This is a genomic window from Roseinatronobacter monicus (genome assembly GCF_006716865.1).
GTDB lineage: Bacteria > Pseudomonadota > Alphaproteobacteria > Rhodobacterales > Rhodobacteraceae > Roseinatronobacter > Roseinatronobacter monicus.
In genome coordinates this window covers 1,425,085-1,447,349 of sequence record NZ_VFPT01000001.1, presented here as the reverse complement: position 1 = coordinate 1,447,349, position 22,265 = coordinate 1,425,085, and the positions used below count along the sequence as shown (strand labels likewise).

At 59.5% G+C, this 22,265-nt stretch carries 28 protein-coding genes and 1 tRNA gene; 22 read left to right on the top strand and 7 right to left on the bottom strand.

What is annotated here, in order from left to right:
* The first annotated feature begins 195 nt into the window (after positions 1 to 195).
* Positions 196 to 672, top strand: coding sequence for an Lrp/AsnC family transcriptional regulator (locus tag BD293_RS06815; RefSeq protein ID WP_142080442.1), 477 nt, complete (start codon positions 196 to 198; stop codon positions 670 to 672).
* A gap of 82 nt (positions 673 to 754) precedes the next feature.
* A complete protein-coding gene (locus tag BD293_RS06810; protein WP_142080441.1) occupies positions 755 to 1,363 on the top strand; it encodes a COG3650 family protein in 609 nt (202 codons plus the stop codon).
* Here the strand turns inward: BD293_RS06810 and BD293_RS06805 are convergent.
* Positions 1,353 to 1,817: a DUF1499 domain-containing protein gene (locus tag BD293_RS06805; protein ID WP_142080440.1), complete on the bottom strand. Its 465-nt coding sequence runs from the start codon at positions 1,815 to 1,817 to the stop codon at positions 1,353 to 1,355. The two genes, BD293_RS06810 and BD293_RS06805, sit on opposite strands and share 11 nt — an antisense overlap.
* Complete coding sequence (gene speB / locus BD293_RS06800; RefSeq protein WP_142080439.1) at positions 1,814 to 2,788, bottom strand: agmatinase; 975 nt, start codon at positions 2,786 to 2,788, stop codon at positions 1,814 to 1,816. The genes BD293_RS06805 and speB overlap by 4 nt, the downstream gene beginning before the upstream one ends.
* A 58-nt stretch (positions 2,789 to 2,846) precedes the next feature.
* Between speB and BD293_RS06795 the strand changes: the two genes are divergently transcribed.
* A complete protein-coding gene (locus tag BD293_RS06795; RefSeq protein ID WP_170207080.1) occupies positions 2,847 to 4,166 on the top strand; it encodes an NAD(P)/FAD-dependent oxidoreductase in 1,320 nt (439 codons plus the stop codon).
* Positions 4,167 to 4,171: 5 nt separating this feature from the next.
* On the opposite strand, the gene BD293_RS06790 is transcribed toward BD293_RS06795, so the two are convergent.
* The 3 genes from BD293_RS06790 to BD293_RS06780 all read right to left on the bottom strand — a co-directional run bounded on the left by BD293_RS06790 (position 4,172) and on the right by BD293_RS06780 (position 7,678).
* Positions 4,172 to 5,566: an aspartate aminotransferase family protein gene (locus tag BD293_RS06790; protein WP_142080437.1), complete on the bottom strand. Its 1,395-nt coding sequence runs from the start codon at positions 5,564 to 5,566 to the stop codon at positions 4,172 to 4,174.
* 76 nt (positions 5,567 to 5,642) lie between these two features.
* Positions 5,643 to 6,335, bottom strand: coding sequence for a GntR family transcriptional regulator (locus BD293_RS06785; protein WP_142080436.1), 693 nt, complete (start codon positions 6,333 to 6,335; stop codon positions 5,643 to 5,645).
* A gap of 119 nt (positions 6,336 to 6,454) precedes the next feature.
* Positions 6,455 to 7,678, bottom strand: a complete 1,224-nt coding sequence (locus BD293_RS06780) for an acyl-CoA dehydrogenase (RefSeq protein WP_142080435.1) — start codon at positions 7,676 to 7,678, stop codon at positions 6,455 to 6,457.
* Positions 7,679 to 7,812: 134 nt separating this feature from the next.
* Between BD293_RS06780 and radA the strand changes: the two genes are divergently transcribed.
* The 4 genes from radA (at position 7,813) to BD293_RS06760 (ending at position 11,714) form a co-directional block, all read left to right on the top strand.
* Complete coding sequence (radA, locus tag BD293_RS06775; RefSeq protein WP_142080434.1) at positions 7,813 to 9,171, top strand: DNA repair protein RadA; 1,359 nt, start codon at positions 7,813 to 7,815, stop codon at positions 9,169 to 9,171.
* 27 nt (positions 9,172 to 9,198) lie between these two features.
* A complete protein-coding gene (locus BD293_RS06770) occupies positions 9,199 to 9,750 on the top strand; it encodes a CvpA family protein (protein WP_142080433.1) in 552 nt (183 codons plus the stop codon).
* Positions 9,751 to 9,828: 78 nt separating this feature from the next.
* Positions 9,829 to 11,283 carry an amidophosphoribosyltransferase gene (gene purF / locus BD293_RS06765; protein WP_142080432.1) on the top strand — a complete coding sequence of 485 codons (1,455 nt, stop codon included), beginning with the start codon at positions 9,829 to 9,831 and terminating at the stop codon, positions 11,281 to 11,283.
* Positions 11,280 to 11,714, top strand: coding sequence for a DUF1284 domain-containing protein (locus BD293_RS06760; RefSeq protein ID WP_142080431.1), 435 nt, complete (start codon positions 11,280 to 11,282; stop codon positions 11,712 to 11,714). The genes purF and BD293_RS06760 overlap by 4 nt, the downstream gene beginning before the upstream one ends.
* A gap of 38 nt (positions 11,715 to 11,752) precedes the next feature.
* Here the strand turns inward: BD293_RS06760 and BD293_RS06755 are convergent, their stop codons facing one another.
* Positions 11,753 to 12,325 carry a biotin transporter BioY gene (locus tag BD293_RS06755; RefSeq protein WP_142080430.1) on the bottom strand — a complete coding sequence of 191 codons (573 nt, stop codon included), beginning with the start codon at positions 12,323 to 12,325 and terminating at the stop codon, positions 11,753 to 11,755.
* Between the two features lie 249 nt (positions 12,326 to 12,574).
* Here BD293_RS06755 and rpsF point away from each other — a divergent pair, with 249 nt between their 5' ends.
* From rpsF to BD293_RS06730, 5 genes are all read left to right on the top strand, one after another.
* Positions 12,575 to 12,943, top strand: coding sequence for a 30S ribosomal protein S6 (gene rpsF / locus BD293_RS06750; protein ID WP_142084391.1), 369 nt, complete (start codon positions 12,575 to 12,577; stop codon positions 12,941 to 12,943).
* Between the two features lie 14 nt (positions 12,944 to 12,957).
* A complete protein-coding gene (gene rpsR / locus BD293_RS06745; RefSeq protein ID WP_068292848.1) occupies positions 12,958 to 13,185 on the top strand; it encodes a 30S ribosomal protein S18 in 228 nt (75 codons plus the stop codon).
* A 12-nt stretch (positions 13,186 to 13,197) separates the two neighbouring features.
* Positions 13,198 to 13,815 carry a 50S ribosomal protein L9 gene (gene rplI / locus BD293_RS06740; protein ID WP_142080429.1) on the top strand — a complete coding sequence of 206 codons (618 nt, stop codon included), beginning with the start codon at positions 13,198 to 13,200 and terminating at the stop codon, positions 13,813 to 13,815.
* A gap of 246 nt (positions 13,816 to 14,061) precedes the next feature.
* Positions 14,062 to 14,448, top strand: a complete 387-nt coding sequence (locus BD293_RS06735; protein WP_425467920.1) for an ArsR/SmtB family transcription factor — start codon at positions 14,062 to 14,064, stop codon at positions 14,446 to 14,448.
* A gap of 84 nt (positions 14,449 to 14,532) precedes the next feature.
* The gene (locus BD293_RS06730; RefSeq protein ID WP_142080428.1) at positions 14,533 to 15,579 is read left to right on the top strand and encodes a YeeE/YedE family protein; all 1,047 of its coding nucleotides are present in this window, start codon (positions 14,533 to 14,535) and stop codon (positions 15,577 to 15,579) included.
* A gap of 90 nt (positions 15,580 to 15,669) precedes the next feature.
* Here BD293_RS06730 and BD293_RS06725 read toward each other — a convergent pair whose 3' ends face one another.
* Entirely contained in the window at positions 15,670 to 16,875 is a 1,206-nt protein-coding gene (locus BD293_RS06725) for an aminopeptidase P family protein (RefSeq protein ID WP_142080427.1), read from the bottom strand.
* 248 nt (positions 16,876 to 17,123) lie between these two features.
* Here BD293_RS06725 and BD293_RS06720 point away from each other — a divergent pair, with 248 nt between their 5' ends.
* From BD293_RS06720 to BD293_RS06675, 10 genes are all read left to right on the top strand, one after another.
* Complete coding sequence (locus BD293_RS06720) at positions 17,124 to 17,603, top strand: UPF0262 family protein (protein ID WP_142080426.1); 480 nt, start codon at positions 17,124 to 17,126, stop codon at positions 17,601 to 17,603.
* Positions 17,604 to 18,062, top strand: a complete 459-nt coding sequence (locus tag BD293_RS06715) for an arsenate-mycothiol transferase ArsC (RefSeq protein ID WP_142080425.1) — start codon at positions 17,604 to 17,606, stop codon at positions 18,060 to 18,062.
* 3 nt (positions 18,063 to 18,065) lie between these two features.
* The gene (locus BD293_RS06710) at positions 18,066 to 18,464 is read left to right on the top strand and encodes a ketosteroid isomerase-related protein (RefSeq protein WP_142080424.1); all 399 of its coding nucleotides are present in this window, start codon (positions 18,066 to 18,068) and stop codon (positions 18,462 to 18,464) included.
* Positions 18,461 to 19,048, top strand: coding sequence for a GNAT family N-acetyltransferase (locus BD293_RS06705; RefSeq protein WP_142080423.1), 588 nt, complete (start codon positions 18,461 to 18,463; stop codon positions 19,046 to 19,048). Before BD293_RS06710 ends, BD293_RS06705 begins: the two co-directional genes overlap by 4 nt.
* Positions 19,045 to 19,932: a carbon-nitrogen hydrolase family protein gene (locus BD293_RS06700; protein ID WP_142080422.1), complete on the top strand. Its 888-nt coding sequence runs from the start codon at positions 19,045 to 19,047 to the stop codon at positions 19,930 to 19,932. The genes BD293_RS06705 and BD293_RS06700 overlap by 4 nt, the downstream gene beginning before the upstream one ends.
* A gap of 77 nt (positions 19,933 to 20,009) precedes the next feature.
* Positions 20,010 to 20,228, top strand: a complete 219-nt coding sequence (gene infA, locus BD293_RS06695) for a translation initiation factor IF-1 (protein ID WP_071470354.1) — start codon at positions 20,010 to 20,012, stop codon at positions 20,226 to 20,228.
* 3 nt (positions 20,229 to 20,231) lie between these two features.
* Positions 20,232 to 20,801 carry a Maf family protein gene (locus BD293_RS06690; RefSeq protein WP_142080421.1) on the top strand — a complete coding sequence of 190 codons (570 nt, stop codon included), beginning with the start codon at positions 20,232 to 20,234 and terminating at the stop codon, positions 20,799 to 20,801.
* On the top strand, positions 20,798 to 21,835 hold the full coding sequence (locus BD293_RS06685) for a ribonuclease E/G (protein ID WP_142080420.1): 1,038 nt from the start codon (positions 20,798 to 20,800) through the stop codon (positions 21,833 to 21,835). The genes BD293_RS06690 and BD293_RS06685 overlap by 4 nt, the downstream gene beginning before the upstream one ends.
* On the top strand, positions 21,832 to 22,008 hold the full coding sequence (locus BD293_RS06680) for a DNA gyrase inhibitor YacG (protein WP_142080419.1): 177 nt from the start codon (positions 21,832 to 21,834) through the stop codon (positions 22,006 to 22,008). Before BD293_RS06685 ends, BD293_RS06680 begins: the two co-directional genes overlap by 4 nt.
* Before the next feature lie 102 nt (positions 22,009 to 22,110).
* Positions 22,111 to 22,185 (top strand) — tRNA-Phe (locus BD293_RS06675).
* The last annotated feature ends 80 nt before the right edge of the window (positions 22,186 to 22,265 follow it).

The following is a 22,265-nucleotide window of genomic DNA, read 5'->3' as shown; positions in this document are numbered from 1 at the left end:
CGCCATCCTGCACGCGGCATGTGGACTTCGCTATCGCTCGTGGTCTGTTTACGCCTTGATTCACATCAAAATCAAGTTCGCGCTTTAAACGCATTGGCGGTTGTGTAAAATATAATTCCGCGAATTACAGTCCAATCTTGCTTTATTCGGAATTATTTTCTAGAATAATTGCGTTCTACAGGAAGGAATCGACTTATGCCGCTGGATCTGGACGAATTGGATCGCCGTATTCTGACCGAGTTGCAGCAAGATGCAAGCCAGTCCTTGGATGATATTGCGCGCAAAGTGAGTTCCAGCAAGACCCCTGTCTGGAATCGCATCCGCAAGCTGCGCAAGGCGGGCATCATTGTCCGCGACACTGTGCTGCTGGACCCAGAGGCGTTGGGGCTGGAGGCGTGTTTCTTTGTTCTGGTGCGCACCTCGGCGCATGAGGCCGACTGGCAGGCGCGGTTTTTGCAAGCCGTTCGCGCCCGCCCCGAAGTGATGGAGGCGCACAGGCTAGCCGGTGACATCGACTACATCCTGAAAGTGCGCGTACCCAATGCCCGCGCGTATGACCGGTTCTATCAGGCGCTGATCTCGGAAGTGACGATTCACAATGTGACAGCCCTTTTGTCGATGGAGGAGATCAAGTTCACCACCGAAATGCCGCTGGAGCACACGAAAAGCTGATCCGTATCGCGCAGAAAATCTTGGCAGGGCTGCCCACTCCGGCCTATCGTTGCAAAAATTTTCTATTTTCAGGAGGGGGCCGATGCGCGGATTTCTGGCTATGATTATTCTTGGTGCAACCGTAATTGCGGCGCAGGCGCAACCCATGCCGCAGCTTTATGATGTGCACGATGTTGCGGCCGATGACGCGCTGAATATCCGCGCAGAGCCGTCTGCGGGTGCAGAGATCATCGGCACATTGGCCCATGACGCGCAGAACGTCGAAGTTGTGGCCACTAATGACGCAGGCACTTGGGGGCGCGTGAACAGCGGCGAGGGGTCGGGCTGGGTCAATCTGCGCTATATGGCCGAGCGCGGGGTGCATATTGACAATTACAACCTGCCAAATGACCTGTTCTGCACTGGGACCGAGCCGTTCTGGTCGGCCTCGAATATCGGCGGCGCGCTGCATTTCGACACGCCCGATGCGCCCGGTCAGGACATGCCGATCTGGATTGCGCAGGATAGCGGCATAGCCGATGATTTGCGGCGCATGGTGCATATGGGCGGCAACGGGGGACAAGCGACAGCTTTCATCTACCCCGCAAGCTGCAATGACGGAATGAGTGATCTGCAATTCGGGCTGGCGATCAGTCTGATGACCGCGCCCGATGCCCCCCTGCTGAGCGGGTGCTGTACGCTTAGTCGGTAAGGGCGGGGCGGTCCAACTGCGCGATCCAACGCTCCAGCCGTGCGCGATTGTTGCCAAGGTCGGAGCGCCCGAAGCGCGCGCGTGCGAATGCCAGCAGCATCGCGCCCGCGCCCGCCGGCTCAATCAGGACCGAGGTGTAATCGGGATAGCCCATCCACGGGGTGCGTGTCACATAGGTCATGTGGCCCGATTGCACCGAGCCTGCCAGCAGCGTGGCACCATCTGCGCGCGCCACCTCATCCAGCCGTGCGGCCAGCGCGTCAGGGGCCATCTGAAACACTTGTGGCATGGCATCGCCGCCGACCATGCGGATCAGGTGAAAATTCGGCGTGGTGGGGCGCGACACAAGGCGCGGGTCTTCGTGCCAGCGCGCGGGGTCAGACGGGGCAAGCCGGATATAGGCCGCAACGGCCACCGCCACAAAGACAGCCCCCAGAAGTATAAGTTTGATCATGCACCGCCCTTTTCCTGTAAGCCCCGACAATAGAGGCAGATCAATTCCATCCCGACATGCGCGCCCATGATCGCCGTGACGCCCGTCGGATCATGACCGGGCGACACTTCAACCACATCGCCGCCTTTCATATTGACCCCTGAAAGTTGGCGCAGGATGACTGCCACCTGATTGGGGGTCAAGCCATTCCAGACAGGCGTGCCGGTGCCGGGCGCAAAAGCCGGATCAAGCGCATCAATGTCGAAGCTGAGATAGCAAGGCGTCCGCCCCACGATCTCGTGCAGTTTTGCGGCCACGGCTTTGGGGCCGATGTCATGAACCTCGAACGCGTCGATCACGCTCAGCCCCAGATAATCCGCGCATTCAGTGCGAATACCAACCTGCACCGAGGTTTCTGGCGCGACCAAACCCTCGCGCACGGCCTTGTACATCATCGTGCCGTGGTCAATGCGCGCGGGGTCATCATCGGGCCACAGGTCGGAATGCGCGTCGAACTGGATCACACTCAGCGGGCCGAATTTCGCGGCATAGGCCCGCAGGATGGGCAGTGTGATGTAGTGATCACCCCCCAGAACCAGCGTGCCGGCCCCTGCCCCAAGGATCGTGGCAATATGGGCGCGCAATGTTTCAGGGAAATCCTGAATGCGGGCAAAATCAAAGGCCAGATCACCATAATCAATGATGTCGAACTCTGTCAGCGGATCAAACCCCCAACCATAGGGCGGATAGCAGGGTTGCAGGCTGCTGGCCTCGCGGAGAGCGCGCGGCCCCAATCTTGTGCCGGGCCGGTGCGATGTGGCCTGATCAAAAGGCACGCCGGTCACCGCCAGATCAACGCTGCGCAACACCTTGTTGTAGCTGCGGCGCAAAAAGCTTGTCGCCCCGCCAAAGGTGTTTTCAAAGGACAGCCCGCGCAGGTCGGGGCGCGTGAATGCGCTGTCCACCTCGATGCCCGGCTTACCGAATGCCATGCGGTTTTCCTCCATGCTGAATTGGCCTATGTTTCGCCGGAACATCAGGGGCAAAACAATGCTGTATGAGCCGAGTGGCTACGATCCGAACGAATGGCCCGACAGCTACTGGCGCGCGTCGTGCCTGCCCCTGCCCGCCTGCCCGCCGCTGCAAGGGGAAACACAGGCGCAGGTGGCGATTATCGGCGCGGGCTATGCCGGTCTGAATGCCGCACTGGAACTGGTCGAGCGGCATGGCACCAATGTCGTCGTGTTGGACGCCGCGCAACCCGGTTGGGGCGCATCGGGGCGCAATGGCGGGTTTTGCTGTCAAGGCGGCGCGCGGCTGGATGCGGACCAGATCACGCGGTGCTTTGGGCGCGAGGCCGCGCAAGACTGGGACAGGTTCGAGGCCCGCGCCATTGCACGCGTGCAGGACAATCTGACACGCTACAGGATCGACGCACAGACGACCGAGCCCGGCGAATTGGCCCTTGCGGCCAGCCCGCGCAGTTGGGCCCGTATGCAGGCGGCCCCTGTGCCAGAGGGCGGCGCGCTGCTGGACCGGGCGGAATTGCGCGCCCAAGGCCTGAACACCGCCGCATATCTGGGCGCGCGCTATGTTCCTTGCGGCTTTGGCTTGCACCCCTATGCCTATGTCACAGGGCTGGCACGTGCTGCGCAGGCCGCAGGGGTGCGCGTGCAAGGCGACAGTCGCGTCACCGAGATAGTGCCGCATGGTGATGGCTGGCGTTTGCGCACCGCTACCGGCGCTGTCATCGCGCGGCAGGTCTTGATTGCAACCAATGGCTATAGTGACGAAAGCCTCGTCCCGTGGCTGCACCGGCGCATCCTTCCCGCCATCTCGAACGTCATGGTCACACGCCCCCTCACCGCCGCCGAGTTGGACGCACAGGGCTGGAACCGGTCGCTGATGGCCTATGACGACCGCTATCTGCTGCATTACTTCCGCCTGTTGCCGGACAACCGGTTGATGTTCGGCGCGCGTGGGGGCCTGTCGTTTCAGGCGCACTCTGTGGCCCGTTTCAAACAGCGCGCGCGCGCCGAGTTTGAGCTGATTTTTCCGCAATTCCGACAGGTTGAAACCGCCTATAGCTGGAATGGGCTGGTCTGCCTGACGGCGTCGCTTGCGCCCTATATTGGCCCTGTTGAGGGGGCGAAGGGCCTTTGGGTGGCCCTTGGCTGGCATGGCAATGGTGTGGCCGCCGCCTCTGAAGGGGGGCGGTGTGCAGCGCGTGGCATGATGGGTGCCCGCGATGCCCCCCCGCATATCACACGCAAGCCGCCGCCCCGTTTCATCGCGCCGCGCAAATGGGCGCTTGCGGCTGCAATGGCAGTGGCCGGGGTTATGGACGGGCCATTGCAGCGGCATGACTAGTGCAGTCAGGCAGCCGCGCGCAGCAATCCCGCACGCGTCAGATGATCATGCGTCTGATCCAGCGTCTTGCGAACCCGCACGATCAGGGCATCAATATCCTCAAGGGTGATGACCAGCGGTGGTGCGATAATCATACGATCCCCGACATGGCGCATGACCAGATTGTTGTCAAAGGAATATTCCCGCGCGATCAAGCCCACCGTTCCCGGCTCGGAGGCGAAACGCGCGCGCCGCGCCTTGTCAGGCGTCAGCGCAAGGCTGGCCATCATGCCGCGCGACACGGCCTCGCCCACAAGCGGGTGATCAGCCAATGCGCCCCAGACTTTCGCCAGATACGGGGCTGTTTCCTCGTGCACGCGCTCGATGATCCCCTCTTCTTGCAAGATGCGCAGGTTCTCCAGCGCGACGGCTGCTGCAACCGGATGGCCGGAATAGGTATATCCGTGGTTAAACTCATCCTGCGCAATCGTATGGGCAATCTCGTCACAGACGATCGAGCCGCCGATGGGCTGGTAGCCGGAGGAAAGCCCTTTGGCGATGGTCATAATATGGGGCCGGATGCCATAGCTTTGCGAGCCGAACCAATGGCCAAGACGGCCAAAACCGGTGATTACCTCATCCGCGATCAGCAGGATGCCGTATTTGTCCACGATCCGCTGGATTTCAGGCCAGTAACTCTCAGGCGGGATAATCACACCGCCTGCGCCCTGCACGGGTTCTGCGATGAAGGCGGCGACATTCTCTGCGCCCAGTTCAAGGATTTTCTCTTCCAGCTGCCGGGCACGCGCCAGCCCAAACGCCTCTGGCGTCATCTCGGCGCCTTCGCCATACCAATAGGGCTGGTCAATATGCACGATGCCGGGAATGGGCAGCCCGCCTTGCGCGTGCATTCCCGCCATCCCCCCAAGGCTGCCCCCGCCCATGGTCGAGCCGTGATAGCCGTTAATCCGCGCAATGATGGTGCGGCGCTCTGGCTGGCCTTTCAGATCCCAATACTGGCGCACCATGCGGATATTGGTGTCATTCGCCTCGGACCCTGATCCGGCAAAGAACACATGGTTCAGATCGCCCGGTGCCAGTTCGGCCAGTTTGGCCGCCAGCGTCAATGCAGGCACATGGCTGGTCTGGAAGAAGGTGTTGTAATAGGGCAGCTCGCGCATCTGGCGCGCTGCCGCCTCGGCCAGTTCTTCGCGCCCATAGCCGATATTGACACACCACAGCCCGGCCATCCCGTCAATCAGCTCGGCCCCATCGCTGTCGGTCAGGCGCACGCCCTTGGCGCGGGTGATGATGCGCGCCCCCTTCTTGCCCAAGGCCCCGTTCGCCGTGAACGGGTGCATATGATGGGCGGCGTCCAGCGCCTGCAACTCGGCCGTGGGCAAAACATTGGTCAGCGTCATAAGTGGATACCCTGTAAATTTCGATGTCCAAGACAGGATACTCTGTGCCTGTGCCGCGTCAAGCAATTTGATCAAATTATTGCGCGACCCCGAACACCCCCGCCTCTAGCCCTGCACGAATATTGGCGACACCTTGCGCGATATCGGCAGAAATCGCGGCAGACAGGGCCACCGTGTCGCGCGCGTCCAGTGCGGCAAGGGCGCGTTTATGGTTGTCGGGCTGGTGCAGCGCCGCGCCATGCGCCCCGCGCGCCCCTACCCCCTCTGGCCCAAGGCACACAACACGCAACGAGGGGCCGAACCGCAACCAGAGTGACGCCGCCACCGCTTCCAGAACCTGCGATCCGGCGCATGCGTAGAGTGTGAAATGAAACCCGTGGTTCTCGCGCAGATAGGCCGCGATGTCGCCGCGCGCGATTGCGGCATCAAGGCGGGCATCAATCGCACGCAACTCTGCCACCACATCGGGGTTGCAATGCGCCAGCGCCTGCACCGCCAGTCTGACTTCCACCGCTTCACGCGCATATCCCAGATCTTCAAGCGCACGCAGATCAAGACGCGGCACACAGACGCGCCGGTTGCCCTGCAACTGCAACGCCCCTTCCGCGATCAGCCTACGGATCGCCTCGCGCACGGGTGTCATTCCCAGCCCAAGCTGGCGTACCAACCCCTCAATCGTCACCGCAGCGCCGGGGGCAAGCTCGCCAAACAAGACCATGTCCCGCAATCTGCAATAGGCAATCTGATGCGCGGGCAGCCGATCAGTCATATCTCATCTTCCGTCAAATCCCCAAAATTCCATTCTGATCATTTTCTTGCCAAAAATACTCAAAAAAACGCCGGGCGTCAGCCCGACGTTTGACCCTGTTGCGCTTGTGCCCAGTTTGATCAGAAAAATGCCTGCAAGCCGGTTTGTGCGCGCCCAAGGATCAGCGCATGAATATCATGTGTGCCTTCATAGGTGTTCACAGTCTCCAGATTAAGCATATGGCGCATCACCTGATATTCCTCCGCAATGCCATTTCCGCCATGCATGTCGCGCGCGACGCGCGCAATCTCCAGCGCTTTGCCGCAATTGTTGCGTTTGATCAGGCTGATCATTTCAGGGGCACCGGCTGCGTCATCCATCAGCCGGCCCACTTGCAACGCCGCTTGCAGGCCCAGTGTGATTTCGGTCTGCATATCGGCCAGTTTCTTCTGGAAAAGCTGCGTCTGCGCCAGCGGTTTGTCGAATTGCTTGCGGTCCAGTCCGTATTGGCGCGCGGCGTGCCAGCAAAATTCTGCCGCCCCCATCACGCCCCACGCGATCCCATAGCGTGCGCGGTTCAGACAGCCAAACGGCCCTTTCAGCCCCTCGACATACGGCAAAAGCGCGTCTTCGCCGACCTCGACCCCGTCCATCACGATCTCGCCGGTGGTCGAGGCGCGCAAGGACAGTTTGCCCTCGATCTTGGGGGCCGACAGGCCTTTCATGCCCTTTTCCAGCACAAAGCCCCGGATCTTGCCGCCATGCGCGTCAGATTTCGCCCAAATCACAAACACATCGGCAAAGGGGCTGTTTGATATCCACATTTTCGCGCCCGTCAGCTTGTAGCCGGTCGCCGTCTTCTCCGCGCGGGTTTTCATGCCAGCGGGGTCAGAGCCTGCATCGGGTTCGGTCAACCCGAAGCACCCAATCAATGCGCCGGAACTCAGCCCCGGCAGATATTTCTGGCGCTGCTCTTCCGAGCCATACGCATAGATCGGATAGATCACCAAGGATGACTGCACCGACATCATTGACCGATAGCCGGAATCGACACGTTCAATCTCGCGCGCGATCAGCCCGTAAGTGACGTAAGACGCACCCAGCCCGCCATATTCCTCGGGCAAGGTTGCGCCCAGCAATCCCGCCTCGCCCATCAGGGGGAACAGGCCCGGGTCGGCAGTCTCATTGCGATAGGCGGCAATCACGCGCGGTTGCAGGACTGTCTGCGCAAAGGTCTGCGCCGCATCGCGCAACATGCGTTCATCTTCGGTCAACTGGCTTTCCAGTCGCAGGGCATCTTCCCAGTGGAATTTGCCCAGATCGGGGGCGTCCTTGGCCTTCAGGGCGGGTTTGTCGAGCGGCATGGCAACCTCCTTGCGTCGCGTATCGGTTGATTGAATTATATAGAACCTCGTCCGCATAAGAAAGGTAATGCCACATGAAATCGCTTTCGCGCGATGGTGCTTGCGATGGCGCGCGACGATTGCGATAACGCGCCATGGTCAAAGCTCTGCCTCAGTTTTCGTGCACCGCCTGTGGCGCAACCCATCGCAAATGGGCTGGGCGCTGCGAGGCATGTGGTGCGTGGAACAGCATTATTGAGGAAAAACCCGTCTCTGCCGGTCCGGGACCGCGGCTTGGCAAGGGGCGCAGCATTGCGCTAAGCACCCTTGCCGATTCCGAGGCACCGCCGCCGCGCAGCGCGTCAAACATGGCCGAGTTGGACCGTGTTCTGGGCGGCGGGCTGGTGGCTGCATCGGCCATTCTGGTGGGCGGTGATCCGGGTATCGGCAAATCCACCCTGTTGCTGCAAGCGGTGGCCGCTTTTGCCAATTCCGGTTTGAAATGCATGTATATCTCGGGCGAGGAGGCCGCCGCGCAGGTCCGGTTGCGCGCCGCCCGTCTGGGACTGTCGCAAGCCAAGGTGCAACTGGGGGCGGAAACCAGCTTGCGCGATATTCTGTCCACGCTGGATGCCGAGCGCCCTGATCTGGTGGTGATCGATTCGATCCAGACGATGTGGCTGGATACGGTCGATTCGGCGCCGGGTTCGGTTAGTCAGGTGCGCGCGGCGGCGCATGAGCTGGTCAGCTTTGCCAAACGGCGCGGCGTGTCGGTGGTGCTGGTGGGGCATGTCACCAAAGAAGGCCAGATCGCAGGCCCGCGCGTGGTCGAACATATGGTCGATACTGTGCTGTATTTTGAGGGCGAGCGCGGCCACCAGTTCCGCATTCTGCGCGCGGTCAAAAACCGCTTTGGCCCTGCCGATGAAATTGGCGTTTTCGAGATGACGGGCGCGGGTCTGGCCGAAGTCGCCAACCCCTCGGCCCTGTTTTTGTCCGAGCGCGGCACCCCTGCCCCCGGCTCGGTCGTGTTTGCGGGCATTGAGGGCACACGTCCCATGCTGACAGAGATTCAGGCGCTGGTCGCCCCCTCGACGCTGGGCACCCCGCGCCGCACTGTGGTGGGGCTGGATTCTGCGCGTCTGTCCACCATTCTGGCGGTGCTAGAGGCGCGTTGCGGTATTCCGTTTGCGGGTATGGATGTGTTTTTGAACGTGGCGGGCGGCATCCGTGTGCATGAACCGGCGGCTGATCTGGCCATCGCCTGTGCGCTGTTATCCGCGCGCGAAGATATCGCGCTGCCAGCGGATACAGTGGTTTTCGGCGAAATAAGCCTGTCTGGCGCGTTGCGACCGGTCAACCAGACCGAAAACAGGTTGAAAGAGGCGCAAAAACTTGGTTTCTGCGCAGCTATTGCGCCCCGGCTTCTGAAACCTGCCACGACACCGGGAATTGTTTTGAAAGAAATGCCCGATCTGGCAGAAGTGGTCGGGCAGGTTTTTGGCGCTGGGTGAGTATGGCGCAGGATATAGGAGACGGGCATGGAAGGCTTTAATATCGTCGATGCGGGTGTCGCGGTGATTATCATCGTGTCAGGCATTTTGGCGTATTCGCGCGGGTTCATGCGAGAGACGCTGGCGATCCTTGGCTGGGTTGCAGCCGCGGTTCTGGCCTTCATCTTTGCCCCGGCGGTGCAACCGCTGGTGCGTGAAGTCCCGTATCTGGGCAATTTTCTGGGTGACAGCTGCGAATTGACGGTCATTGCCGCCTTTGCAGTGGTGTTTGCGGTGGTGCTGGTTCTTGCCTCGCTGATTACACCTTTGTTTTCGTCCTTTGTTCGCAACTCTGCGATAGGAGGGATCGATCAGGGTGCGGGGTTCCTGTTTGGTGTGGCGCGCGGCATCTTGTTGATAGCGATTGCGTTACTGGTTTTCGATCGCGCGGTGCCGCCGGGGTCGGTGGAGCTGGTTGAACAATCGCGTTCAGCGTCCATTTTCGCCCAGTTATCAGGCAATCTGAACGAAGCTGTGCCCGAAGATGCCCCGAATTGGCTGGTTCAGAAGTATGAAGAACTGGTTGCCGATTGTCGGTAATACTCTGCGTTCGGCGCGTGACAGCGCCGAACAGATGCGTTACAGCGCCCCCATCTGCAAACGATATGCGAGATATCCATGCTCAGCCATCCGTTCGATGACGACAAGCTGCGTGAAGAATGCGGCGTATTTGGGTGCATAGGGCTAGAGGACGCAGCGAATTTCGTAGCCCTTGGTCTGCACGCCCTTCAACATCGCGGTCAGGAAGCGGGCGGGATCATCACCCACCATCCTGAAACCGGCTTTCATTCTGCCCATAGGTTCGGGCTGGTGCGCGACAACTTTACCAAGACAGGCGTGATCGAGTCGTTGCCCGGTTCTATCGGAATCGGGCATGTGCGCTACTCCACTGCCGGGTCCAAGGGTGCGACGCAAATCCGCGATGTGCAACCCTTCTTTGGCGAATTTGCTATGGGTGGCGCGGCACTTGCGCATAACGGCAATATCACGAATGCGGATGCGATCCGCCGCGAATTGATCGAGCGTGGCTCGATTTTTCAATCCAGTTCCGACAGCGAATGCCTGATCCATCTGATGGCGCGGTCGTTTCAGAAAACCATCCCCGAGCGGATGAAAGACGCGCTGCGCCGCGCCGAGGGGGCATTTTCCATCGTCGCCATGACGCGCACCAAGCTGATTGGCGTGCGTGACCCGCTGGGCGTGCGCCCGCTGGTGCTGGGACGGTTGCATCAGGGCTGGGTTCTGGCCTCCGAGACTTGCGCGCTGGACATTATCGGGGCCGAGTTTGTGCGCGAGATTGCACCCGGCGAGATGGTCGTCATCAGTGAGAAGGGTGTGGAGAGTGTTCAGCCCTTTGCCGCGCAGAAATCGCGCTTTTGCATCTTCGAGCATGTGTATTTCTCGCGTCCCGACAGCTTTTTCGGGGGGCGATCGGTCTATGAGACACGTCGCCAGATCGGTGTTGAACTGGCCCGCGAAGCGCCGGTCGACGCGGATATGGTCTGCCCGATCCCCGATAGCGGGACGCCCGCTGCAATCGGGTTTAGTCAGGAATCGGGGATTCCCTTTGCGCTGGGGATTACGCGCAACCAATATATGGGCCGCACCTTTATCGAGCCATCGCAAGCGATCCGGTCAATGGGCGTGCGCCTGAAGCTGAATGTCAACCGCGCGCTTATTCGTGGCAAGCGGATCATTCTGGTTGACGATTCGGTCGTGCGCGGCACCACCAGTCAGAAGATCAAGGAAATGATCCTAGAGGCAGGCGCGGCAGAAGTGCATTTCCGCATCGCATCGCCGCCCACCGCGTGGCCCTGTTTCTACGGAGTGGACACGCCAGAGCGCGAAAAGCTTTTGGCAGCCAATATGACCGAAGACGAGATGCGCGACCATATCGGTGTGGACAGCTTGCGATTCGTCACCCTTGACGGGCTGTACCGTGCAGCGGGAGAGGCAGGCGGACGCGACAACTCTTGCCCGCAATATTGCGATGCCTGCTTCTCGGGGGAATACCCTGTGGCACCGCATGACATGATCGAACGCGGCTTTACCCCCAAACAAGCGGCGGAATGAGCGCAAGCGTCACCTTCCGCCCGCATCATTTCCTGTGCGCGCTGGGGTTTGCGGGCAAGGGCTATTCCGACGACTTCACTGCCAATATGGCTGCGATTGTGGATCGCTTGCGTGCGCCGGGTGGCGGCGCAGTGCAGATCGAAGTCACGTATCAGGCCGACAGCATCTGCGCCCCCTGCCCACATAAACGCGGCCAGTCTTGCGAGAAAGCGGCCAAGATCGCGGCGCTTGACACACACCATGCACAGGCATTGTCACTTGCGGATGGGGACTGCCTGACATGGGCGGACGCGCAGGCGCGCATTGTCGCCCATGTACCACCGGGGTCACTGGCGCAGCTTTGTTCGGGCTGCCAATGGCTGGAACTCGGCCTGTGCGAGGCGGCATTGTCAGAACTTCACACAAGCCACACAGAAAAAGGGCGGGGATAACCCCCGCCCTTCGTTAATCTCAGAATCTTATCGTTGGATCAGTTAAGGCGGGATTTAAAGGCCGCCCAAGCGCCGGTCACGATCAATACCGCAACGGCCACTTTAACCAGTTCACCCAGAACGAACGGCGCTGCTGCGGCCATGAATGCACCCTGAAGATCAAGCGGGCTTGCTACATAGAGCCATAGCACACCCGGCACGAACAGAAGCGTCGTCGCAATCAAAGCTGCCCCGACCATGCCCAGGCCGTTTGATAACCCGCGTTCGACTAGCCAGCCCATCACGAATGCCATAGCGACAAAGCCGAACAAGAAGCCCGCAGTCGGGCCCATGAATGGCGCGATCCCGAAAGCACCGCCAGCAAAGACGGGAAAGCCCATTGCGCCCTGCCCCAGATATGTGACCAATGTCGCCCCAGCAAGCCGCGAGCCGTAGGTTAGGCCGATTAGCATGATGGCGAGGGTCTGCAATGTCATGGGAACCGGAAACATCGGCACGCTGACCTGTGCAGCAGCCCCGACAAGAAGCGAGCCGAACAAAACCATCGTCACTTTGCGCAAGATCGTATCATTGCCGCCAAGTGCCGGCACCAAAGGTGTAGTATGAGCCATGTCGGACCCCTTTTGTTGAAGCGAAGTTGGTGCTTTATGCGACAGCACGGCCCGCGTGGCAAGACTCTGCTGTGGTGTTCATGCACAGGCGCGCCCTATCGCGCCCGTTTCCCTTGCGCTTGAGTGCCGGAGCGGCTAAGAGCGCGGCAACCTTCCGCCATTTTTGGAACCGGTGCAGCTCTCGTAGGCAGGGGTGGAAGGGTTGAACCTGTCTTTTGAAATGCACCCATGACACAGATTGGAGATCGCATGCCGCTATACGAGCATGTCATGATCGCGCGTCAGGACCTGTCGAACACACAGGCCGAAGCGTTGATCGAACATTTTGGCGCTGTCCTTGCCGATAATGGCGGGACACTCGTGGATCACGAGTATTGGGGCGTCAAGACAATGGCCTACAAGATCAACAAGAACCGCAAGGGGCATTACGCCTTTCTGCGCACCGATGCACCTGCCAGCGCAGTGCAAGAGATGGAACGCCTGATGCGTCTGCATGACGACGTGATGCGCGTGCTGACCATCAAGGTGGACGCGCATGAAGAAGGCCCCTCGGCCCAGATGCAGAAACGTGACGACCGTGACCGTGGCGACCGCGAACCACGTCGTCGGGCATCGTAAAGGAGATCTGACCCATGGCTACAAAACCATTTTTCCGCCGCCGCAAGGTCTGCCCCTTCTCTGGCGACAACGCGCCCGCGATTGACTACAAAGATACACGCCTTCTGCAGCGCTATATTTCCGAACGCGGCAAAATCGTGCCATCGCGCATTACTGCTGTATCGGCAAAGAAGCAGCGTGAGTTGTCCCGTGCCATCAAGCGCGCGCGGTTCCTTGCACTGCTGCCCTACGCTGTGAAATAAGGAGAACGAGACATGCAAGTGATCCTTTTGGAACGCGTGGCCAAGCTTGGCCAGATGGGCGACGTGGTCAACGTCAAGCCCGGTTATGCGCGCAACTATCTGCTGCCACAGGGCAAAGCGCTGCGTGCATCCAACGACAACATCAAGTCGTTTGAAGTACGCAAGGCTGAACTGGAAGCGCAGAATCTGGAAACCCGCAAAGAAGCGCAGGCAGTTGCTGCGCGTCTGGAAGGGGAAACCTATACCGTCATCCGTCAGGCATCTGATGGTGGCGCGCTGTATGGTTCGGTCAGCCCGCGCGATGTGGCTGATCTGCTGGAAGAAGCTGGCGTTAAGATCGACAAGCGCCAGATCGTCATCACCACGCCGATCAAATTGCTTGGCCTGCACACGGCCATGATCAATCTGCACCCCGAAGTGGATGTAGAGGTCGGCTTGAACGTCGCACGCTCGGTTGAAGAAGCGCAGTTGCAGGCATCCGGAAAATCGATTCAGGAATTGGCTGCTGAAGAAGAAGCCGCTGCTGAATTCGAGATTTCAGAACTGTTTGACGATATCGGTTCTGCGGGAATGGATGACGAAGGCGACATGCGCGATCAGGGCAACCGCGAAGATCCGCGCGACTCCTGAATTCCGGCCTTACGCCTAAAATTGAGGATGCCCGCCAATATGGCGGGCATTTTCTTTAGGATAATATCCCAATTCTGCACAATCCTATGGTATATTGTCACAAATCCGCTCCATATTGGGCAATCTCGCGCCTAACTGCATCGCGGTAGCTTGCTCAACAGCCTCAGGCACAATACATATTCAGTTGCTTGAACGTATAAATTCACGGGCCGCAACGCCAGGGCCGCTTTCGACAGGGATAAAGCGATGTCGCTTGACCATGAACTTGCCGATACCGAAACAGTGGAACGGGACACGTCTGTGACTGACGACGACACGCGCGCTGAGGTGCAACCGGTCGATATGGTTGAACAAGCGCAAGCGGCGTCATGTTTCCTCAAGGCGCTTGCGCATGAGGGGCGCCTGATGATCCTGTGCCATCTGTCCTCGGGCGAAAAGTCGGTAACGGAACTTGAGCAATTGTTGCACTCGCGCCAAGCCGCTGTCAGCCAACAATTGGCCCGCCTGCGGCTGGAAGGCATTGTTTCATGCCGACGCGACGGCAAAACCATCTATTACGCCCTTCATGACCCAAAAGCCGCGCGGCTGATCGGTGTCGTGTACGAGATGTTCTGCGCGCAACCCAAACCCTGATTTTCCGTGACCCTGTGACAGGGCTGGCCTATAGTCGTGTCATAGGCAGGCCAATGATTTGGCCAACCCGCGGGAGGACCAGCTATGTGGGATTTGTCACCCTCGATATTGGCCGGTAGTGCTGGCTTGCTTGGCGGAATAGCTTTTGGCTATGCGGCACGTATGGGGGACTTCTGCACATTAAACGCTATTGAAAGCGCCGCTTATGGCGGGGACCAGCGCCGCGCGCGACTTTGGGGGGTGGTTCTGGGTGTCGCGATTCTGGCTTTGTTTCTGGCAGAGGCCGCGGGTTTCGCGCTGATTACACAAAGCCCGTATCATATGATTGCGTTCAATCCCTTGACTGCCATCCTTGGCGGGTTGCTGTTTGGCTATGGCATGGCCTTGGCGGGCAATTGCGGGTTCGGGGCATTGGTGCGCTTGGGCGGGGGCGATCTTCGGTCTTTTCTGATTGTGATGATTATGGCTGTTTCGGGTTTCGTCACATTGGCAGGGCCGCTCTCGCCGCTGCGTGTGGCGCTATTTCCCCAGATCGAGGCCGATAGCCCACAAGGCTTTGCACATGCGTTTGCCAATATGACGGGCCTGTCGCCGCTGATCGTGGCGGTGCCGGTCGGCTTGGCCCTGATCGGCATCGGGCTGGCGCACCCGCATTTGCGCACGGCCCCGCGCACGATTGCATGGGGTGTGGTTGTGGGGCTGTCGCTGGCCTATGCCTTTATTGCGACATCAGTGCTTCGGCTTGGCACATTTGAAGCGGTGCCGATTGAAGGGTTCACTTTCACTGCCCCGCTTGGCCGGACGATTCTGTATCTGATGACCTCCAGCGCGGGGGGGCTGAATTTCGCGGTCGGATCGGTCGTCGGGGTTGTCGTGGGCGCGGCCTTGGCGGCGGTGTGGCGGCGGCGTTTTCGCTGGGAAGCCTGTGAAGACCCGCGCGAATTGGGCCGTCAGGTTGCAGGCGCCTGTCTGATGGGCGTGGGCGGTGTGATTGCGGTTGGCTGCTCGGTCGGGCAAGGCGCATCCGCGATGGCGACACTGGCCTTCTCCGCGCCTTTGGTCTTTGTCAGCATCGTGGCAGGTGCCATGTTCGGGCTGCGCCAGCTTCTGCGCGGGTTCCAATCTGCCTGAGCAAAACCAGCAATCGCCAGCCCATGCGTCACACCATCTCGGCAGATCGCCCCGACCACTGTCGGAGCGATCAAAAGACGCACCAATCGCTTAGTCGATCACATTGACTTCCGGGCCATAGGGAAAGCCGGTGATATTCTCAGCCCCGTCATGGGTTATAATCAGAATGTCATGCTCGCGGTATCCGCCAGCCCCCGGCTGCCCTTCGGGAATAGTCAGCATCGGCTCCATCGAGATGACCATGCCCGGCTCCAGCACCGTGTCGATATCTTCGCGCAATTCCAACCCCGCCTCGCGCCCGTAATAGTGCGACAGCACGCCAAAAGAATGGCCATAGCCAAAGCTGCGGTACTGCAACAGATCGCGCTCTGCGAAAAAGGTGTTGAGTGCAGCCGTCACATCGCAACACCGAACCCCTGGTTTGAGCAACGAGATGCCCAGTTCATGGGTCGCAACATTTGCTTGCCAGAGCCGCAGGCTGTCAGGGTCGACCGCGCCCATGAACAAAGTCCGCTCCAGCGCCGTGTAATACCCCGAGATCATCGGAAAGGTATTGAGCGACAGAATATCGCCATGCTCCAGCTTGCGGGCCGTGACAGGGTTATGCGCCCCGTCGGTATTGATGCCGGACTGAAACCAGACCCAGCTGTCGCGGTATTCGGCTTGTGGAAAACGGCGCGCGATCTCTAACTCCATCGCATCGCGGCCAGCCATTGCAATGTCGATCTCGCGTGCGCCAAGGCGAATTGCGTCACGAATGGCAGCACCGCCCAGATCGGCGACTTGTGCGCCCGCGCGGATCAGATCGCGCTCTGCCTCGGATTTATGCAAGCGTTGCTGCATTGTCGCTGGTGCCAGATCATGCTTCTCTGAAGGGGTCAGAAACGCGTCAAGCTTGGTTGCCTGCACAAGTGTCAGGTGATCCCCTTCATACCCGATGCGCTTGCCCTGCCCCGCCACATGCGCAGCGGCACGCCAGAAATTGTCCCGCTCCCAATCGGTATAGGTCAGGCAATCGCCATAGCTGCACCGCCACGGCTGCGCGCCGTCAATGCCGGCACTCAGCGTCACGCATTCCGTGGCTGTGACAATCAGCCCATAAGGACGTCCGAAACTGCAATACAGAAAGCCAGAATAATACGCGATATTCTGCATCGAGGTGAATACCGCCACCTCGACACCCGCCTGCGCCATGATCGCGCGCAGCCCTTTCAGGCGCATCTCGTACTCTTCGGGCGCAAAAGGCAGAACCTTCTCGCCTTGGTGGAAACGGAAAAAATGTGGACGCATTTGCATCGCACCCTCCTTAATCAACGGGGGCTGATGCACAGACCTCAGCCCGAGAGAGTCCCGGCGTTCAGGACAAAAAGCGCCAGTATCTGACGCTACTCTTGGGCGGGCCGCATATGCGACCTATCACCGCGACGCCATCGCGGCCATGAGTGCACGATAAACCGCGAAAACCCCGCCTGACAAGGCCGGATCGCTTGCGATCACGCCAAAGACAGGGCATCACATACCTGAATAATTGTGTAAGAAGTCCAATGAGCCGAATCTGCCAGATAGATATAGATGATAGCGGGCTGCCCACGCCCACGCCTGAGATTGAACAGGAACGCAAGGTCGCTGTATTTGACCTTCTCGAAGATAATTCTTTCATGCTTCTGGCGCGTGACGGACAAGCGGCCCCACCCGGCCCCTTTGCCATGCGCCTTGCAATCCGCGACCGCCGTCTGGTCATCGCTGTGTGTGACGAGGCAGGCCTAAGTCTGGGCGAGGTGCTGCTCTCACTCGGCCCGTTCCGGCAGGTGGTGAAGGATTACTACCAGATTTGCGGCAGCTATTTTGAAGCGGTCAAGCGCCTGCCCCCCAGCCAGATCGAGGCAATCGACATGGCGCGCCGGGGTATTCACAATGAAGGGGCGCGCATTCTTCAGGAACGGCTGGAGGGCAAGGCCGATATGGATATCGACACCGCCCGCCGCTTGTTCACCCTGATTTGCGTTTTGCACTTCGGGGGTTGAATGGCGAAACGCTTTCCTTCCTCGGTGCTGTTTTGCTGCGACCACAACTCGGTTCGGTCGCCAATCGCTGAAGGGTTGATGAAAAAGCTGTATGGCCAGCGCGCCTATGTGCAATCCGCCGGTGTGCGCAATGACCGCGATGTGGATGGGTTTTCTGTTGCCGTCAGCCTTGAAGCCGGGGTCGAGTTGGAGCGACACCGCGCACGCTCTTTCGAGGAGATGGTGGATTGGGGCGATGATCTGTCGGGGTTTGACCTGATCGTTGCCCTGTCGCCCGCGAGCCAGCGTCAGGCACTGGAACTGACCCGCTTTGCCCATATCGACGTCGAATACTGGCCGATCATGGACCCCTCGGGTCTGGGCGAGACGCGCGACGCCAAGCTTGCGGCCTATCGGCAGGTGCGCGACCAGATCAAGGAAAATATACTGGCCCGGTTCGGGCCACCCACGGAAAGGTAGAGCATGAGCAGCAGCATCATTGAGCGCTATTTTACGGCCTTTAATTCAGGCGACACAGACACGATGTTGGCCCTTGTCAGCGATGATGTGCAGCATTTTGTCAATCAGGGTGAGATGCGCGAAGGGCGGGCGAAATTCGCAGAGTTTTGCAGCCATATGGGCGTCAGCTACCGCGAGACATTGCGCGATATGGTCGTTTTCGTGAACGAAGACAGCACCCGTGCGGCGGCTGAATTTGTGGTGCATGGTGAATATCTGCAAACCGATCCCGGCCTGCCCGAAGCACATGGTCAGCGCTATGTCTTGCCCGCCGGATCGTTTTTCACGCTGAGCGGTGGAAAAATCACTCGGATTACCACATATTATAACCTACAAGACTGGATCACACAGGTCTCTGCATGAGTTTACGGATAGAACCCCTGAAAGGCGCGCAAATTGCGCCAATCATGGACGGGCTGGCCGAATTGCGCATACGGGTGTTTCGGGACTGGCCCTATCTGTACGAGGGCGATCTGGACTATGAGCGCGGCTATTTGCACGGATATCGTGACAACCCGCGCGCGATTGTTGCCGCTGCGTTTGACGGCGCAAAACTGGTCGGTGCCTCAACCGGCGTGCCGCTGAGTGACGCCGACGCAGAGTTTGCACAGGCCTTTGAGCAGTCCCCATATGACACTGACGCGATCTTTTACTGCGCCGAATCCGTGTTGCTGCCCGAGTATCGCGGACAGGGCGCTGGCCATCGCTTCTTTGATCTGCGCGAAGACCATGCGCGCGCGCTTGGGTATAGAAAAGCTGCCTTTTGCAGTGTCATCCGTCCTGCCGACCACCCTGCCCGCCCCCAAGGGTATCGCCCGCTGGACGGGTTCTGGCGCGCGCGTGGCTATGCCCCGCTAGACGGTGTTGTCGCCCATTTCCCGTGGCGCGACATCGACGCCGCGCAGGACAGCGTGAAACCCCTTCAATTCTGGATGCGAGAGCTATGAAAATTGCTGCTGCGGCCTATCCGCTGGATTTCCTGCCTGACTGGGAAAGCTACAAAACAAAACTTGGTGACTGGGTGGCCCGTGCCGCCGATGAGGGCGCGGATTTGCTGGTCTTTCCGGAATATGGCGCAATGGAACTGGTCAGCCTTGGCGGGGCCGAGGTGGCCGCTGATCTGGAAGCCGCTTTGCATGAGGTGATCCGCCATGAAGCGGCCGTGATTGATCTGCATTGCCAGCTTGCCCACACCCATGGCGTCCATATTCTGGGTGCGAGTGGCCCCGCATGGGCCGAAGCCCCCCGCCCTGTGAACCGCGCGATCCTCTATGGTCCGACAGGCGTGATCGGGCATCAGGACAAGCAGATCATGACACGGTTCGAGCGCGAAGATTGGGACATTGCCCCTGGTCAGGGGTTGCGCGTGTTCGACACAGCGCTTGGAAAGCTGGGTGTAATCATCTGTTATGACAGCGAATTTCCGCTTTTGGCGCGCGCGCTGGTGGATTCTGGCGCCGAAATCCTGCTGGCCCCGTCCGCGACCGAAGCACTGGCCGGATATAACCGCGTCAAGATCGGCGCGATGGCGCGCGCGCTGGAAAACCAGTGTATCGCGGTTCATTCCCCGACAGTCGGGGCCGCGAACTGGTGCCCTGCTGTCGATATGAACACGGGCGCCGCTGCGATCTATGGGCCACCGGATCTGGGTTTTCCCGACACCGGAATTTTGGCGCAAACCGCCCTGAATGTGCCCGGTTGGGCCAGCGCAGAAATCAGTCTGGAGGCGATTGCCCGCGTGCGCAGTTCTGGCGCAGTGTTGAACCACGCACATTGGAGCGAGCAACATGCGCGCATTTCATTGCAGGTAGAGCACTGCAAATCCCTATAAAAGGCTTGAAAACCCCGCGCATTGCGCGCATTTAAGCGGCGCACGGTTTCCGTGCGCGAAATAAATATGGAGTTACCATGGCCAAGGAAGAACTGCTCGAATTCCCCGGTGTCGTGAAAGAACTTCTGCCAAATGCGACATTTCGGGTCGAGCTGGAAAACGGCCATGAGATCAACGCACATATGGCAGGCAAGATGCGCAAGAACCGCATCCGGGTTCTGGTCGGCGACAAGGTTCAGGTGGAAATGACCCCCTATGACCTTACAAAGGGTCGTATCAACTATCGCTTCAAATAAGCCATGCGCCTGATTCTAGGCTCTGGCAGCCCACGTCGAAAAGATATTTTGGCGGGGCTTGGCATCATACCCGATGCAATTACCGCCGCCGATATTGACGAGACGCCCCGCAAAAATGAATTGCCGCGCCCCTATTGCGAACGCGTGACGCGCGCCAAGCTGGATGCGATCCCATCAGACCCTGACGATATTGTTCTGGTGGCCGATACCACTGTGGCGCTGGGACGTCGCATTCTGGGCAAACCTGAAGACGCGGCACAGGCGGCGCAATTCCTGCTGCTGTTGTCGGGGCGGCGTCACAATGTCATCACATCGCTGGCCTTGCGGCGCGGCGCACAAACTTGGGCGCGCACGCAAGTCACAGCCGTAAAGATGAAGCGGTTGTCCGATGATGACTTGAATGAATATCTGTCCTCGAACGAGTGGCAGGGCAAGGCTGGCGGCTATGCCATTCAGGGGCGTGGCGGTGCGTTCATTTCGTGGATACAAGGTTCGTATACCGGGGTGATGGGCCTGCCCGCCATGGAGACAGCGCAACTTTTGCGCGCAGCAGGGCTAAGGTGGGGCACATGAAGGGAAGCGTCATTGCATTGGACCATTTCCGGGGCCGCGAAGCAGCGGCACGGATGGTCGATGGACGGCTGGAAGAATTGCTGATCGCACTGGATGACAACAGGCTGCCGCCCGAAACCCTGTGTCGCGGCAAATTGGGGCGTCCGGTCAAGGGACTGGGTGGCGCATTTGTCGATCTGCCCGGTGGGCAAAGCGGATTTTTGCGTCAGACCAACGGGTTGCGTCCGGGAATGTCACTTCTGGTGCAGGTGACGGGGCTGGCAGAGGCGGGCAAAGCTGTTCCGCTAAACACGCGCCTGATGTTCAAAAGCCGCTATGCGATTATCACGCCTGATGCGCCGGGGCTGAACATTTCCCGCCAGATTGATGATGCCGAACGTAGCCAGAGACTGTCGCAGCTTGCACAAGAAGCGATGGCTGGCGCTGACCCGTCGCTCGGGCTGATCCTGCGGTCTGCGTGCGACGCGGCCGAGGATGAAACGGTCTTGGCCGATATTGTTCACATGCGCTCGCTCGCCGAGGCGGTTCTGGCCGATACAGAAGGCGCGCCGGAAATCCTTGTCGATGCCCCTGCCCCGCATCATGCCGCGTGGCGCGACTGGGCAACCCCTGACAGTCTGGATGACAGCGATGGCAGCTTTGCGCGCCACAATGTAGACGAGGCGATAGACCAGCTTTTACAGCCCGAAGTGGCATTGCCCAACGGCGCAACAATGGTGATCGAGACGACCCGCGCGCTGATCGCAGTTGATGTCAACACAGGGCCGGATACCAGCCCCGCCGCAGGGCTAAAGGCCAATATCGCCAGTGTGCGCGACCTGCCCCGACAGGTGCGCTTGCGCGGAATTGGCGGTCAGATCGTGATTGATTTTGCGCCTTTTCCAAAGAAAGAGCGCCAGATCCTTGAGCAGTCCTTGCGTGCGGCCTTTCGCCAAGACGGGCGCGATGTCACGCTTGCAGGATGGACCCCTTTGGGGAATTATGAACTGACCCGCAAACGCGACCGCATGCCACTTCGACAGGTGCTGCAATGAGTTGTCCGATCTGCAAGAAACCCACCGACCCCACATATCGCCCGTTCTGTTCACGCCGCTGCGCCGATGTCGATCTGGCGCGCTGGTTTCGTGAAGATTATACAATTCCCGTGCCTTTGACCCAGCAAGATGACGACCCGTCCGACCCAGTTGGGGATGATGGCCAGACTTGATCACAGTTTTTTATCAAAGCCTCTGGACAGTCTGAAATCCCTGCAATAAGACACCCACACCCAGCGCAAAACGACGCGCTTTGCATCGCAAGATGCACCCGTGCCCGGGTAGCTCAGGGGTAGAGCAGTGGATTGAAAATCCTCGTGTCGGTGGTTCGATTCCGCCCCCGGGCACCACATAACCAGCAAAAACCGGACCAGACCTTACAACGCGTTTCGGCGCCTTATGAGACTGGGACAAGGTTGCACCAGCTCTC